Here is a 14,233-nt window from a genome sequence, read left to right as displayed (position 1 = left end):
GGGACTTCCTTGAATTCAAGCCACGGCACGTGGCGGATGGATACGCGTGGGCAGCCACGGAATCAGCGCGATCAGCGCCACCGCCACCCACGCAACGAGGAGATAGAGATCGGCCGAGGTCAGCGCCACCACCTGCGCGTGCAGGCGTGCGCCCAGGCCCGCCGCGCCCCCATCGAGCCACGGCGTGTTGCCGAGGCGGTCGACCAGCACCGTGGAATGCACATGGCTGCGCACGGTGGTGAGCGCCTCGAGCACGCCGCCGGCGAACACCGCAGCAAAGCCTTTGACGGTGTTGAACCACGCAGAGGCGAACGGGCCATCGGTCGGTGCCAGGCTGCCGGTGGCGAGCATCAGCAGCGGCAGTACCGCCATCGGCTGGGCAATGACCTGGATGACCTGCAGCCACACGAAATTGTCGCGGTGCCACTCGGTGGTCAGCTGCGCGCCCAGCGCGCAGGCCAGTGCCAGCAGGCCCAGGCCGATCGCCTGCACCCAGCGGCTGTCCACCCGGCGCTGGTTGAGCAGGGTCGCTACCAGGGGCAGCGCGATCAGTTGCGGCAGAGCGACCCACAACAGCATCGGTGCGGTCTGCAGCGGTCGGTAGCCCTGCACCTTGGCCAGGAAGCTGGAGGGAATCATGATCACCGCCAGCAGCACGAACAGCACGCCGCCCAGGGTGATCAACGCGTAGCTCAGGTTGCGGTTCGCCAGCAACTGCAGCTTGAAGAAGGGCAGCGGGTGCGACCATTCGTTGTAGAAGAACAGTGCCAGCAGACCGCTGCCACCGCCGAGCAGCAGGCAGATCAACGGCGAGGCGAACCAGTCCAGCCGCGGCCCCTGCACCAGTCCGATCACCAGCATCACCAGCGCCGGAAACCCCAGCGCCAGTCCGACGCCGTTGAACTGTGCGAAGCGCTCAAGCCGCAACGGGTCCTGCGGCAGGCCCCAGGCCACCATGCCCAGCGCGGCCAGGCACCACGGCACGATCTGCCAGAACGCCCAGTGCCAGCCCACGTACTCCACCCACAGCGCCGCCATCGGCGTGCCCAGGCTGGGGCCGAACGTGGCGGTCAACGCGTAGCCGGCCAGCCCGTACAACTTGATGCCCGGCGGCAGGAAGCGCAGCGCCACGCTCATCAGCAACGGCGGCAGTGCACCGCCGGCCAGCCCCTGCAGCGCGCGCAGGGTCAGGAACGAGGGCAGGTCCGGCGCGAACGGACACAGCACGCCCAGCACCATGAAGGCGCCGATCATCACCAGCGCGAAACGGCGCAGCGAGAAGGTCACCGCACACCACGGCGCAAACGCCATCGCGCTGACCGACATCGCCGTGTACAGCGCGATGATCCAGCTGCCGTCATCGACACTGAATCCCATCGCGCCCCGGATGTCGGCCAGCGCGACCTTGGTGACGTTTTCGTTGATGCCGGAGATCAGCACGGCCAGCAACACGCCGCACAGGCCGACCGCCAGGCGCAGGCCGAACGCGGCCTGGGCGGGTGGTGCGGTCGGCACGGCAGTCGCAGCCGGCAATGGGGCGGCGACGGCACTCATCGGGCACCGCCGGAACGCGGGCAGTGCAGTGGGAACAACACGGACATGGGTCCACTCCACGACGGGGAGCGGCAGTCTAGGCAGCGCCGATGCTGCGAAAAATGCTGTGCCGGCCATCGCTGGCGTGCATCAGACGCACGCCTCACCGATCACCGTGCAGGTGGCCGTGGTCGCGGCGCGTCAGGCCTGGGTGGATTCCGCGTCGCACATCGCCTTGATGCTGCGGCGCAGCCAGCGATGCGCCAGATCGCTGTCCAGGCGGGGATGCCATGCCTGCACGACAATCGCGCTGCGTACCGGAATCGGCAGTTCGAACAAGCGCAGCGGGACGCCGAGGCGTTCCAGACGCCCCAGCATCACGCTGGGCATCTGCGGCAGGATCAGGTCCGAATCGGCCGCGGCGAAGATCGCCGAATGGAAGGTCGGCATGATCTGCGCGACGCGCCGGGTCAGGCCCAGCGCTTCCAGGTCTTCATCGATCGGGCCATACCAGCGGCCACGGCGCGATACGGCGATGTGGTCGAAGGCCACGAAGCGCTCGGCAGTGATCTCCTCGGCGAAGATAGGGTGGCCTTCGTGCGCGGCACCGAAGAACGAGGTACTGAACAGGTTCTGCACCTTGGTATCGGCACTCAGCTTGCTGACCGCACTGATGTGCAGATCGATCCGGCCCTGCGCCATCGCATCGTCGTCCCCATCGCCCTCGGGCACGAAGCGCAGCACCGAGCACGGCGCCTGCGCCTTGAACAGCTCGCGCATGCGGCCACCATAAGTGCCGACGAACACATCATTGGCGCGGATGCTGAAGGTGCGCTCCAGCGTCATCATGTCGACCTCGCGGCCGGCATTGAAGACCAGGTGCGCCTGCTCGATCACGCCGCGCACCTGCTCACGCAGCTGCAGCGCGCGCGGCGTCGGGGCCAGGCCGCGCCCGGCGCGGACCAGCACCGGATCGCCGATCGCCTCGCGGATCCGGCCCAGGGTGCGGCTCATCGCCGGGGCACTGAGGTTCATCCGCCGCGCCGCGCCGACGACGCTGCCCTCCTCGATCAGGGCGTCCAGGGCAATGAGCAGATTCAGATCGGGCATGGTCACGGCAGTATCACCTTCAACGTGTGCCGGTGACTTTACTGCAATCCAAACGCGCCATTCGTGCGCATGACGCACGCCTCAGCTGCGGCGTGCGGCATGGGTCGGGGGCGGACCTTGGGCGACCCTGATGCCCCCTCGATCGAGAATGCCGATGTTCACCAAGATACTCGTGGCTCTGGATGGCGGGCCGCAGCATGCGCAGGTCCTGGACCTGGCCGCGTCGCTGGCCGGCCCCGCCTCCCGGCTGCACCTGCTGTGCGTGCTGGATCCCGCGTTCGCGCTGGCCGACGACGCACCGCGTGCCGAACATGCCGAATACCCGGCCGCCGATGACCAGGTCCATCAGGCCGAGCGCCTGCTCGCCACCGCGCTGGACCGCCTGCGCGAACGCGGCATCGACGGCATCGGCCACCACCCCGCCGGCGAGCCGGCGAAGGTGATCTGCGATCACGCCCGCCAGCACGGCTGCGACCTGATCGTGATCGGCCACCGCCATCTTTCGCGCATGGAGCGCCTGCTGGACCGCTCGGTCGGGCAATGGACGGTGGATCACGCGCCCTGCCCGGTGCTGGTGGAAGTGCGCGACCCCACTCAGCCCGGTTCGCCGTCCACGTCCACCCGATTGCGCCCGCCCCGCTTGGCGGAGTAGAGCGCCGTGTCCGCCGCTGCCAGCAGTTCGGCCGGGTCGGCGTCCAGCACGAGGCGCACGGTCCCGACGCCGATGCTGATCGTCACCGGCCGTCCCGACTCGGCGGACGGCAACTGCAGCTGTTCCACCGCATGGCGCATGCGCTCGGCGAGGGCCGGCGCGCCGTCCAGTGGCGACGACGCCACCACCACCGCGAACTCCTCACCACCATACCGGGCGACCAGATCGGTGCTGCGCACCGCGCAGCCGGCCAGCGTCGCGGCGACCAGGCGCAGGCACTGGTCACCGGCCGGGTGACCGTACCGGTCATTGAAGTCCTTGAAGCAGTCGATATCCACCATCAGCAATGCGATGCCCTGCCCGCTGCGTCGTGCCCGCTCCCACGCATCACGCAGGCTCTGGTCGAACTGCCGGCGGTTGGCCAGGCCGGTGAGGCTGTCGATCCGCGACAGCGCATCGAGCTGGTCCTGGCGCGCGAACGAATGCATCTGCATCAGCACGCTGCGCAGGCCCGAGCCCAGCGTGGCCAGCACGAACCCCGCCACGGCCAGGTACGGATGGTCGCGGACCATCAGGGCCGACACCACCATCAGCGACAACGCCAGGATCAGCGGGCTGCCGGCACGCACGGCCATCACCAGTGTGCGCGGTACGCGCACGTCGCCGCGTCGCGAAGGTCGCAACGCCATCACCGCCAGCAACAGGAACGGTACGTCGATCAGCAGATCGACCCGCCCGCCGTAGCTGCCTTCCGTGTCGACATGGTTGATGTACGCGGCCACGCCCAGGTACACCCAGGCGAACACGCACAGTGTGCGGAAGAACACGCGCCGCGACGCGTCCTCGCTGGCCCGCCAGCGCAGCAGCGCGAAGCCGGCGATGAAGATGTTCTCCACGTCGAACATCAGCCGCAGGTGCTCGATGCCCTCCTCGCCCGCATCGTTGAGCGTGGCGAAGGAGAACGTGTAGACGAAGAACAGATAGCCGAGCAGCAGTGCGAGCAGCGCATCGATCAGGCTGAGATACCACGGCTCGTGGCGCGGATGGGCCATCGCGAAGGTGAGCGGCACGCCATACAGCACGTACAGCAGCATGCTCAGCCCCGGCGTCGCATCGGCGTTGCCGCGGCCGACCTCCTGGTACATGTTCAACGCCATGCCCGCGGCCCAGAGCCCCATGCCCAGCGCCATCGCGTACCAGCCGACGATCGATGCGCTGCGACGGCCCCGCCACACACAGGCCAGCGCGGCCAGCAGGGGTGCCCCGATCAGGAACGCATAGGACACCGGCAGCGCATGCCCGGGCAGCAGCACCAGTGCGATGCCGTGGCACAGCAGGTACAGCACCGACAGCCAGACCACCATGCGGCGTCCCATCCCGATGCGGCGTTGCGACCAACATACAAGGTTGCCCGGCACATGGGGATCAATTCATCCCGCGTTGACACCGCGGAGCGAGGCCCGCGCGCAACCGGGATGCCGGCAACGGCGGGCACGGCCCCTGCGCTCCCCACCGCAAGGCGACTGCCCGGCGGAAGGGTGGGCGGTGGCGCGTCAGGCGTGCAACGCCTTGGCGTGATGCGCGATGTGCTCGCCGATGAAGCTGCTGATGAAGTAATAGCTGTGGTCGTAACCGGGCTGCAGGCGCAGCGTCAGCGGGTGACCGGCGGCGGTGCAGGCGGCCTGCAGCCAATGCGGCTGCAGCTGGCTGTCCAGGAATTCATCGCCACCGCCCTGGTCGACCAGCAACGGCAGGCGCTCGGTGGCCGTGGCGACCAGCTCGCTGGCATCCCACGCCGCCCAGCGGGCGCGATCCTCGCCGAGGTACGCGGCAAAGGCCTTTTGGCCCCACGGCACGCGGGTCGGCGCGACGATCGGCGAGAACGCCGAGACGCTCCTGTAGCGACCGGGATTCTTCAACGCGATCACCAGTGCCCCATGGCCGCCCATCGAGTGACCACTGATGCTGCGCGTGCCCGTCGTCGGGAAATGCGCCTCGATCCATGCCGGCAGTTCCTCCGCCACATAGTCGTACATGCGGTAGTGCGCGGCCCACGGCTGCTCGGTGGCGTTGAGATAGAAGCCGGCGCCCTTGCCCAGGTCATAGCCCTCGGCATCGGCGACGTCATCGCCGCGCGGGCTGGTATCCGGCGCGACCAGGATCACGCCATGCTCGGCGGCGTAGCGCTGCGCACCCGCCTTGGTGATGAAGTTCTGCTCGTTGCAGGTCAGCCCGCTGAGCCAGTACAGCACCGGCAGCTTCTGCGTGGCGGCCTGCGGCGGCAGGTAGACGGCGACGTTCATGTCGCAGCCCAGCACCTGCGAGGTGTGGCGGTAGACGTCCTGCCAACCGCCGGAGGCGGCGCGGTGTTCGATGCGTTCCATGGTGATTCTCCGTAGGGGCGGCGCGGATCACGCGCCGCCCTCAGTGATTCAGAAATGCACGACCGAGCGGATCGACTTGCCTTCATGCATCAGGTCGAACGCGTCGTTGATCTCATCCAGGCCCATCGTGTGGGTCACGAACGGGGCCAGTTCGATGTCGCCCTTCATGGCATCTTCGACCATTCCCGGCAGCTGGCTGCGGCCCTTGACGCCACCGAAGGCGGTGCCCTTCCACGAGCGGCCGGTGACCAGCTGGAACGGACGGGTCGAGATTTCCTGGCCCGAGCCGGCCACGCCGATCACCACCGATTGGCCCCAGCCACGGTGCGCGCATTCCAGCGCCGCACGCATCACGTTGACGTTGCCGATGCACTCGAAGGTATGGTCCACGCCCCAGGTGGTCATCTCGACGATGACCTGCTGGATCGGCTTGTCATGATCCTTCGGGTTGACGCAGTCGGTCGCGCCGAACTGCTTGGCCAGTTCGAACTTGGACGGGTTGGTGTCGATCGCGAAGATGCGGCCGGCCTTGGCCTGGCGCGCGCCCTGGATCACCGCCAGACCGATGCCACCGAGGCCGAACACCGCCACCGAATCGCCCTCCTGCACCTTGGCGGTGTTGTGCACTGCGCCGATGCCGGTGGTGACGCCGCAGCCGAGCAGGCACACGTGCTCCGGGTTGGCGTCGGGGTTGATCTTGGCCAGCGAGACTTCGGCCACCACGGTGTACTCGCTGAAGGTCGAGCAGCCCATGTAGTGGTAGATCGGCTCGCCGTTGTAGCTGAAGCGGGTGGTGCCATCGGGCATCACGCCCTTGCCCTGGGTGGCACGCACGGCCACGCACAGGTTGGTCTTGCCCGAGGTACAGAACAGGCACTCGCCGCACTCGGCGGTGTACAGCGGGATCACATGATCGCCCGGCTTGACGCTGGTGACGCCCTCGCCCACTTCGACCACGATGCCGGCGCCTTCGTGGCCGAGCACGGCCGGGAACAGGCCTTCCGGATCATCGCCGGACAGCGTGAACGCGTCGGTGTGGCAGACACCGGTGTGGGTGATTTTTACCAGCACTTCGCCTTTCTGCGGCGGAGCGACATCGATCTCGACGATCTTGAGCGGTTCGCCAGCGGCGAAGGCAACGGCGGCACGGGATTTCATGGGGAGCACTCCAAGGCAAGGAACAAGGATGGGCAGCACGCGGTCGCCCGCATACTTATTTCAGATAGGACCGGATCAGCATGCTCATCTCGCGCACGCGCTCGTCGCGCTGCGCATCGGATTTCGCCGGCTGCCCGAACTCTTCGCGCAGATGGGCTTCCATCACCTCGGACATCAGTCCGTTGACGGCACCGCGGATCGCGGCGATCTGCTGCAGCACCGGCCCGCACTCGGCGCCGGCGTCCAGCGCGCGGTCGAGCGCATCGCACTGGCCACGGATCCGACGGACCCGGGCGAGAACGCGCTTTTTTTCCTGCGGTGAATGGGGCATGGAACCTGGGCCGGTTAACTATACTGGGGGTGAGTATACAGGACCGACGGAATCCGGGTCATTGACAGGCTGCCCCCCGGGCACGGAAGCATCCACGCATGGCGTGGATCTACCCGTGATTCCCGTGATCGCGGTGATTCGACGAAGGGTGCATGGCATCCCGTGCAGTGCAGCGGAATGCGTCAGAACGCCGCCTTCCTCAGTGCTGCCGGGCCTTTCGGTCGTTTCGCCAGGCCAGGCACAACCGGACCACCAGCAGGGCGGCGAACGCCACGACCACACCCTTGACCAGCGGCGCCGACGCTGCGCCGGGCTGCGGCCAGAACGCCAGCCACACAAAGGCGGCGGCCAGGCCGCAGTAGGGCAGCAGCAGCAACCACTTGGCGGCACGCGCGGAGAACGGCAACGCAACGGCGGGCGCCGCCGCCAACAGAGCGGCCGCCACGGTGACCGTCCAACTGGCGCCGATCATCATGGCGATAGTGACCGCCACGCAGACCAGGAGCAGTGCGCCGATGATGACGAAATACGCCAGCACCCAGGAAACAAGCAGGTCGAACAGCTTCCGATTGTGCATCCCTTCCATGTGCCATCTCCTTCTGGTCATACCGCGATGTGATCGCTGCGGGGCGCCCACGAGGCCTCCGCTCGCGGAACCAGCCTACCCAACGGGGACGCGCGCCACCAGTGCAGGCCTCTCCCGCCGGTGTTACCCCCGCAGCAGATCGATGAACGCCCGCAGCGCGGACGACATCTGCCGCTGTCGCGGGTAATACACCGCGAAACCGGCAAAAGGCTCACTCCAGTCTTCCAGTACCGCAACCAGCCGACCATCATCCAGATACGGACGCGCGGAATCCTCAAGCACATAGGCGAGGCCAAGTCCGTCCACCACCGCCTGCAGGATGGTGTTCTGGTCGCCGAGGGTGAGTCGCCCCGGCACATCGATTTCCAGCGCCTGGCCATCGCGTTCGAACTGCCACTTGTACAGATGGCCGCTGGCGAAGCGGAACCGCACGCACTCGTGGCGGATCAGATCGCGCGGATGCCGGGGTATCTCGCGTCCTTCAAGGTAGGCCGGCGCACCGACGATCAAGCCGCGCAGTGCCGGCCCGAGCGGCACGGCGACCATGTCTTCGGGTACCGATTCATGCAGGCGCACACCGGCGTCGTAACCGCCGGCGACGATATCGACCAGACCGTCATCCTGGGCCAGCTCCAGACGCACATCCGGATGGGCCAGCAGGAACTTCGCCAGGCGTGGGCCGAGCTGGGTCTGGACCGCGGCGCGGGTGGCGTTGATGCGCAGCAGGCCGGCCGGTGCGGCACGGAAATGGTTCATCTCCTCCAGCGCGTCATGCACCTGCCCCAGCGCAGGCTGCAGGCGTTCGAGCAGGCGCTGGCCGGCTTCGGTGAGGGCGACGCTGCGGGTGGTGCGATGGAACAGGCCCACGCCCAGCCGCTCTTCCAGCGCGCGGATCGCGTAGCTGACCGCCGAGGTGGACAGCGCCAGCTCGGCGCCGGCCTTGCGGAAGCTGCGGTGGCGGGCCACGGCGGCGAAGGCGGCCAGATGGGTCAGGTTGTCAGTGGCCATGATTATCCCGTTTCACTTGATGAATCATGCCGATATCCTGACTTTCTGTGCACGGGATCGGGGCGTATTGTAAAGCGCCTTTCTACAAACCTGCCAAGGATTCCCCATGTCCCTCGCCCATGGTTATGCGGTGCACGACCAGACCGCGCCGCTGGTGCCGTTCTCCTTCGAACGTCGCCCGGCCGGTCCCGATGACGTGCGCATCGAGATTCTCTTCAGTGGCATCTGCCACTCCGATCTGCATCAGGCCCGCGACGACTGGGGCGGCGCCCAGTTCCCGATGGTGCCCGGCCACGAGATCATCGGCCGCGTGACCGAGGTCGGTGCCAATGTCACCCGCTTCAAGGTCGGCGACTTCGCCGGCGTCGGCTGCATGGTCGATTCGTGCCGCCACTGCGCGGCCTGCGATGAAGACCTGGAGCAGTACTGCGAGAAGGGCGCGACCTACACCTACAACAGCACCGAGCGTGACAGCGGCCAGCCGACCTTCGGTGGTTACTCCGACCACATCGTGGTCGAACAGCGCTTCGTGGTGAAGGTATCCGAGACGCTGGACTTGAAGGCCGCTGCACCGCTGCTGTGCGCCGGCATCACCACCTATTCGCCGCTGCGCCACTGGAAGGTCGGCCCCGGCCAGAAGGTGGGCGTGATCGGCCTGGGTGGCCTGGGCCACATGGGCGTGAAGTTCGCCAAGGCGATGGGCGCCACCGTGGTGATGATCACCACCACCCCGGAAAAGGGTGCCGATGCCAAGCGCCTGGGGGCCGACGAGGTGCTGGTCTCGCGCGATCCGGCGCAGATGAAGGCGCATGCCGGCAGCTTCGATTTCCTGCTCAACACGATCCCGGTCGGGCACGACACCAACCCGTACATGGCGTTGCTCAAGCGCGATGCGACCATGTGCCTGGTCGGCGTGCTGACCGAGCTGGATCCGCCGCCGACCGGCGTGAGCGTGATCTTCGGCCGCAAGCACATCACCGGCTCGGCGATCGGCGGCATGGCCGAGACGCAGGAAATGATGGACTTCTGTGCCGAGCACAACATCGTCAGCGATGTGGAAGTGATCGACATCAAGACCGTCAACGAGGCCTGGGAGCGCATGGCGAAGAACGATGTGCGCTACCGCTTCGTGATCGACATGGGCACGCTGGAAAAAGCGGCCTGATACACGCGCGCCGGCCGGCACGTCACCTGCCGGCGCGTTTTGAAGCGCATGCCGACCAACGGTCGGCATCTACCGATCGCGGTAGGTGACAACCGTTGGTTGTCACCCCGAATCAACCGCTCAGTACGCGAATTCCTTGAACACCGGATCGATGTTGCCGTTCCATTCGCCATGGAACAGCGCCAGCTTGCGATCGGCCGGGGTCAACCCGGAATCGACGATCTCCTGCAGCACCTCCAGGAACTTGCTTTCATCCTGGCCATCGGCGTTGCGTGCGGCGCGGCGCTTGAGGCCGGCCACGGCGATCTTCAGTGCCTCGCGCGACAGATCGAGCACCGTGCCATTGCGGAACGGCAGCTTCAGCCCATGGCGCGGCACGCCATCACGCAGAACGTTGCGCTCGACCAGGCTGAAATCGCGGACCAGGTCCCACGCGGCATCGAGCGCGGCATCGTCATACAGCAGGCCCACCCAGAATGCCGGCAGCGCGCACAGACGGCTCCACGGGCCCGCATCGGCGCCGCGCATTTCCAGGTACTTTTTCAAGCGCACTTCCGGGAAGGCAGTGGTCATGTGATCGGACCAGTCGCGCAGCGTGGGGAGCTGGCCCGGCAGCACCGGCAGCTTGCCGACCATGAAATCGCGGAAGCTCTGGCCGCTGGCATCGTGGTACTTGCCGTCGCGGTAGGAGAAGTACATCGGCACGTCGAGCAGGTAATCGACGTAACGCTCGTAACCGAAGCCGTCTTCGAAGACGAAGTCGAGCATGCCGGTGCGGTCGTTGTCGGTGTCGGTCCAGATGTGCGAGCGGTAGCTCTGGTAGCCGTTGGGCTTGCCCTCGGTGAACGGCGAATCGGCGAACAGCGCGGTGGCGATCGGCTGCAGCGCCAGCGACACGCGGAACTTCTTCACCATGTCCGCTTCGGTGGCGTAGTCCAGGTTGACCTGCACCGTGCAGGTGCGGGTCATCATGTCCAGGCCGAGCGTACCGACCTTGGGCATGTATTCGCGCATGATCTTGTAGCGGCCCTTGGGCATCCACGGCATCTCATCGCGCGTCCACTTCGGCTGGAAGCCCATGCCGAGGAAGCCGAGCTGCAGTTCGCCGGCGACCTGCGCCACCTCGTTGAGATGGGTGCCGGTTTCCACGCAGGTCTGGTGGATGGTTTCCACCGCCGCGCCGGACAACTCCAGCTGGCCGGCCGGTTCCAGGGTCACCGAGGCGTTGTCGCGCAGCAGCGCGATGGTGCGGCCGTCTTCCTGCACCGGATCCCAGCCGAAGCGGGTCAGGCCGTTGAGCAGCGCTTCGATGCCGCGGTCGCCGTCGAAGGTGGGCGGGCGCAGGTCATCCAGGCGGAAGCCGAACTTCTCGTGCTCGGTGCCGATGCGCCACTGCGCCTTGGGCTTTTCGCCGGAGGCCAACGTGGCGACCAGTTCATTACGGTCGGTGATCGGCGTCTCGGCGACGTGGCTGGGGCTCGACAAGGGGAGGCTCGCAGAATTCTGGTCAGGGCGGGGATGTGGGGTTCGCGCCCCCGCATCGCAAGGGCGCACTATATCGTGGCGTCCCCTGCCGTCGTGTCACCGTGACGGTTTTCAGCATCCTACTGGCATGGGCTTGACGCTGCCCTGGCCCTAAACTGAGCCCCATGAGCAGATCCCGACATCCGGAAGTCCACCGCTCCGACCGTGTCGGCTGGCTGCGTGCCGCCGTGCTCGGCGCCAATGACGGCATCGTCTCGGTGGCCGGCCTGGTGGTCGGTATCGCCGCCAGCGGCGCCTCGGCCTCGACGATTCTGGCCACCGGCATCGCCGGGACCGTGGCCGGCGCGATGTCGATGGCGGCCGGTGAGTATGTCTCGGTGCAGTCCCAGGCCGATACCGAGCTGGCCGACCTGGCGGTGGAAAAGCGCGAACTGCACGAAGACCCGCACAGCGAGCTGGAGGAGTTGGCGGCGATCTACCGGCACCGCGGGCTGACTCCCGCACTGGCGCATGAAGTCGCTACACAGCTCACCGCGCACGACGCGCTCGGCGCGCACGCCCGCGATGAGCTCGGCATCACCGAGGAGCTGCGCGCGCGCCCGATGCAGGCGGCCCTGGCCTCGGCGGGCGCATTCGTCAGTGGTGCGGCATTGCCGGTGCTGACCGCGCTGCTCGCCCCGCATGCCATCGTCGGCCAGGCGACCACCGTCGTCACGCTGCTGGGACTGTGCCTCACCGGCACCCTGGCCGCGCATGCCGGTGGCGCCTCGCGCCTGCGTGGAGCGCTGCGCGTGACCTTCTGGGGCGCGATCGCAATGGCGGCGGCCGCCTTGGTCGGCCGCCTCTTTGACGTGGCAGGCTGAGCGATGTCCATGGCGATCGATCCAACCACCTCCCTGCTGGCGACCCTGGCCAGCCTGGCGGACTGCCAGCGCGCGGACGGCTACGCCTGCATCACCGCGCGCCGCGAGCATGGCGCCTCGTCGGTGGAGATTCCACAGCCGCAGTTCGCGATCCTGCTGCAGGGACGCAAACAGGTGCGCACCGCGCAGCAGTCCCTGGAATTCGCGCCGGGCGATCTGTTCCTGATCACCCGCCGCTGCCGCATCGATGTGGTCAACATTCCCGATCCGCACAGCGGCCTCTACCTCAGTGCGATCGTGCCGATGTGCGCCGAAGCGCTCACGGCCGCGCGGGCGCTGTGGAACGAGCCGCTGCCCGAGGCCGGCGACGCGCTGGCCAGGCTGCCGCTCGCCGAGCATGGCGCGACCCTCCTGCAGTGGCGGCAGGCGCTGGAACACGGCCAGTACACCGAAGCACGGCTGGCCCTGGCATCGCTTGCCGTGGCGTTCTGCCGGCGCGGGCACGGCAGCCTGCTGGTTCCCCCGGAGCCCAGCCTGGGTGAGCGCATCCGCGATCTGATCGCCGCCCAGCCCGAGCGCGACTGGCAGTCGCGCGATTTCGAAGCTCAGCTCGGCCTCAGCGGTGCGACGCTGCGCCGGCGGCTGGCCAGCGAGCAGTCCAGCGTGCGCGAACTGATCACCGATGCACGGCTGGCGCATGCCATGGGCCTGCTCTACACCACCCGCCTGCCGTTGAAGACGGTGGCCGCGCGCGTCGGCTACCGCTCGCTGGGCAGCTTCAGCAAGCGCTTCGTCGAGCGCTACGGGTTGGAACCGGCGGCGATCGGCAACAGCTGAGCGCGAGCGGATCGCGCGGCATTCTGAGCGGAACGCAGCCCGCAGGACGCGCAGCATGGGGACACCGCGGCGCTGCCGCCCTGTACGGAATCCGTCATGTCCTTCCCCCGCGTTCGTACGCTCGCCACGGCCCTGCTGCTGGCCGCTGTCGCCAGCCCCGCACTGGCCACCACCACGCGCGCCCCGCGCGAGCAGGTGCCAGGCGTGTATCACCAGCAGATCGGCACGCTGCAGGTCACGGCGTTGTTCGATGGCACCGTCGCCCTGGGTCGGCAGGCGCTGGTCGGGATCGCGCCCGGCGCGGTCACCCGGCTGCTCGATCACCGCTACGTGCCGGAGGATGGCAAGGGCCTGCAGACCGCCGTCAACGCCTACCTGGTGCAGCAGGGCGATCACCTGACCCTGGTCGACACCGGCACCGCGCAGTGCTTCGGTCCCGGGCTGGGCCAGGTGCTGGGCAACCTGCGCAAGGCCGGCTACGACCCGGCCGAGGTGGATGATGTCGTGCTCACCCACGCCCACCCCGACCACCTGTGTGGCCTGCTCGATGCGCAGGACAGGCTCGCCTACCCGAATGCCACGGTGTGGCTGTCGGCCGCCGATGCCGCGTATTGGCTCGACCCGGCCAGCGAAGCGACCGCGCCGCAGGGCGTGCGCTTTGCCTTCGCGTTGGCGCGCAAGGCAGTGGCACCGTATGCGGCGAGCGGGAAACTGAAGCGCTTTCCGCCTGGCGACCACTTGCCGGCCGGCATCACCGCACTGGACAGCCATGGGCATACGGTCGGCCATGTGTCCTATCGCATCGATGGCGGCGCCGGCCAGCAACTGCTGGTCTGGGGCGACCTCGTGCATTTCCACGCGGTGCAGTTCGCGCAGCCGCAGGCGTCGTTTGAAGCGGACAGCGACCGCGCGGCCGCGATCGCGAGCCGGCGCCGGATGATGGCGCAGGCGGCGGATCAGGGCTGGTGGGTGGCGGGCGCGCACCTGCCGTTCCCGGGGCTGGGGCACGTGCGTCGCGAAGGTGAGGCGTTTGCCTGGGTGCCGGGCGAATTCGCGCCGTTGCCGGCGGAATGAGGGAACACGACCGCGCCCTACAACGGGCGGCAGGCGCATTCCGGTAG

14 protein-coding genes are annotated in these 14,233 nt (G+C 67.7%); 5 read left to right on the top strand and 9 right to left on the bottom strand.

The window, feature by feature from the left end; translation table 11 throughout:
• Positions 1-15: 15 nt before the first annotated feature.
• Complete coding sequence (locus HH110_RS02820) at positions 16-1,554, bottom strand: MFS transporter (RefSeq protein WP_176988225.1); 1,539 nt, start codon at positions 1,552-1,554, stop codon at positions 16-18.
• A gap of 180 nt (positions 1,555-1,734) precedes the next feature.
• On the bottom strand, positions 1,735-2,649 hold the full coding sequence (locus HH110_RS02815) for a LysR family transcriptional regulator (RefSeq protein WP_176988224.1): 915 nt from the start codon (positions 2,647-2,649) through the stop codon (positions 1,735-1,737).
• Between the two features lie 148 nt (positions 2,650-2,797).
• Between HH110_RS02815 and HH110_RS02810 the strand changes: the two genes are divergently transcribed.
• Entirely contained in the window at positions 2,798-3,295 is a 498-nt protein-coding gene (locus HH110_RS02810; RefSeq protein ID WP_176988223.1) for a universal stress protein, read from the top strand.
• Here HH110_RS02810 and HH110_RS02805 read toward each other — a convergent pair.
• The 6 genes from HH110_RS02805 to HH110_RS02780 all read right to left on the bottom strand — a co-directional run bounded on the left by HH110_RS02805 (position 3,238) and on the right by HH110_RS02780 (position 8,762).
• Positions 3,238-4,659 (bottom strand): diguanylate cyclase, encoded by a 1,422-nt coding sequence (locus HH110_RS02805; protein ID WP_176988222.1) that lies wholly within the window; start codon positions 4,657-4,659, stop codon positions 3,238-3,240. The two genes, HH110_RS02810 and HH110_RS02805, sit on opposite strands and share 58 nt — an antisense overlap.
• 189 nt (positions 4,660-4,848) lie before the next feature.
• Complete coding sequence (fghA, locus tag HH110_RS02800; protein WP_176988221.1) at positions 4,849-5,679, bottom strand: S-formylglutathione hydrolase; 831 nt, start codon at positions 5,677-5,679, stop codon at positions 4,849-4,851.
• A gap of 48 nt (positions 5,680-5,727) precedes the next feature.
• Positions 5,728-6,837, bottom strand: coding sequence for an S-(hydroxymethyl)glutathione dehydrogenase/class III alcohol dehydrogenase (locus tag HH110_RS02795; protein ID WP_176988220.1), 1,110 nt, complete (start codon positions 6,835-6,837; stop codon positions 5,728-5,730).
• A gap of 55 nt (positions 6,838-6,892) precedes the next feature.
• Positions 6,893-7,168 (bottom strand): metal/formaldehyde-sensitive transcriptional repressor, encoded by a 276-nt coding sequence (locus HH110_RS02790; protein WP_176988219.1) that lies wholly within the window; start codon positions 7,166-7,168, stop codon positions 6,893-6,895.
• A gap of 199 nt (positions 7,169-7,367) precedes the next feature.
• Positions 7,368-7,754 (bottom strand): hypothetical protein, encoded by a 387-nt coding sequence (locus HH110_RS02785; protein ID WP_176988218.1) that lies wholly within the window; start codon positions 7,752-7,754, stop codon positions 7,368-7,370.
• 123 nt (positions 7,755-7,877) lie between these two features.
• Positions 7,878-8,762 (bottom strand): LysR family transcriptional regulator, encoded by an 885-nt coding sequence (locus HH110_RS02780; RefSeq protein ID WP_121039764.1) that lies wholly within the window; start codon positions 8,760-8,762, stop codon positions 7,878-7,880.
• A 106-nt stretch (positions 8,763-8,868) separates the two neighbouring features.
• Between HH110_RS02780 and HH110_RS02775 the strand changes: the two genes are divergently transcribed.
• Complete coding sequence (locus HH110_RS02775; protein ID WP_176988217.1) at positions 8,869-9,927, top strand: NAD(P)-dependent alcohol dehydrogenase; 1,059 nt, start codon at positions 8,869-8,871, stop codon at positions 9,925-9,927.
• 120 nt (positions 9,928-10,047) lie between these two features.
• On the opposite strand, the gene HH110_RS02770 is transcribed toward HH110_RS02775, so the two are convergent.
• A complete protein-coding gene (locus HH110_RS02770) occupies positions 10,048-11,412 on the bottom strand; it encodes a glutamate--cysteine ligase (RefSeq protein WP_176988216.1) in 1,365 nt (454 codons plus the stop codon).
• 164 nt (positions 11,413-11,576) lie between these two features.
• On the opposite strand from HH110_RS02770, the gene HH110_RS02765 reads away from it, so the two are divergent.
• The 3 genes from HH110_RS02765 to HH110_RS02755 all read left to right on the top strand — a co-directional run bounded on the left by HH110_RS02765 (position 11,577) and on the right by HH110_RS02755 (position 14,186).
• Positions 11,577-12,275, top strand: coding sequence for a VIT family protein (locus tag HH110_RS02765; RefSeq protein WP_176988215.1), 699 nt, complete (start codon positions 11,577-11,579; stop codon positions 12,273-12,275).
• 3 nt (positions 12,276-12,278) lie between these two features.
• Entirely contained in the window at positions 12,279-13,112 is an 834-nt protein-coding gene (locus tag HH110_RS02760; RefSeq protein ID WP_176988214.1) for a helix-turn-helix domain-containing protein, read from the top strand.
• A gap of 96 nt (positions 13,113-13,208) precedes the next feature.
• Positions 13,209-14,186 carry an MBL fold metallo-hydrolase gene (locus HH110_RS02755; RefSeq protein WP_176988213.1) on the top strand — a complete coding sequence of 326 codons (978 nt, stop codon included), beginning with the start codon at positions 13,209-13,211 and terminating at the stop codon, positions 14,184-14,186.
• Positions 14,187-14,233 lie beyond the last annotated feature (47 nt).

It is taken from the genome of Stenotrophomonas sp. SAM-B (assembly GCF_013387485.1).
Lineage (GTDB): Bacteria > Pseudomonadota > Gammaproteobacteria > Xanthomonadales > Xanthomonadaceae > Stenotrophomonas > Stenotrophomonas maltophilia_AA.
The sequence above is the reverse complement of the archived record's forward strand: the minus strand, read 5'-3'. Positions and strand labels throughout refer to the sequence as shown.

Bases quoted from the DNA above. Each gene is read 5' to 3' on its own strand.
- HH110_RS02760 (WP_176988214.1), top strand. From the start codon at position 12,279: ATGTCCATGGCGATCGATCCAACCACCTCCCTGCTGGCGACCCTGGCC.
- HH110_RS02795 (WP_176988220.1), bottom strand. From the start codon at position 6,837: ATGAAATCCCGTGCCGCCGTTGCCTTCGCCGCTGGCGAACCGCTCAAG.
- HH110_RS02765 (WP_176988215.1), top strand. From the start codon at position 11,577: ATGAGCAGATCCCGACATCCGGAAGTCCACCGCTCCGACCGTGTCGGC.
- HH110_RS02810 (WP_176988223.1), top strand. From the start codon at position 2,798: ATGTTCACCAAGATACTCGTGGCTCTGGATGGCGGGCCGCAGCATGCG.
- HH110_RS02755 (WP_176988213.1), top strand. From the start codon at position 13,209: ATGTCCTTCCCCCGCGTTCGTACGCTCGCCACGGCCCTGCTGCTGGCC.
- HH110_RS02780 (WP_121039764.1), bottom strand. From the start codon at position 8,762: ATGGCCACTGACAACCTGACCCATCTGGCCGCCTTCGCCGCCGTGGCC.
- fghA (WP_176988221.1), bottom strand. From the start codon at position 5,679: ATGGAACGCATCGAACACCGCGCCGCCTCCGGCGGTTGGCAGGACGTC.
- HH110_RS02785 (WP_176988218.1), bottom strand. From the start codon at position 7,754: ATGGAAGGGATGCACAATCGGAAGCTGTTCGACCTGCTTGTTTCCTGG.
- HH110_RS02790 (WP_176988219.1), bottom strand. From the start codon at position 7,168: ATGCCCCATTCACCGCAGGAAAAAAAGCGCGTTCTCGCCCGGGTCCGT.
- HH110_RS02820 (WP_176988225.1), bottom strand. From the start codon at position 1,554: ATGAGTGCCGTCGCCGCCCCATTGCCGGCTGCGACTGCCGTGCCGACC.
- HH110_RS02805 (WP_176988222.1), bottom strand. From the start codon at position 4,659: ATGGTGGTCTGGCTGTCGGTGCTGTACCTGCTGTGCCACGGCATCGCA.
- HH110_RS02775 (WP_176988217.1), top strand. From the start codon at position 8,869: ATGTCCCTCGCCCATGGTTATGCGGTGCACGACCAGACCGCGCCGCTG.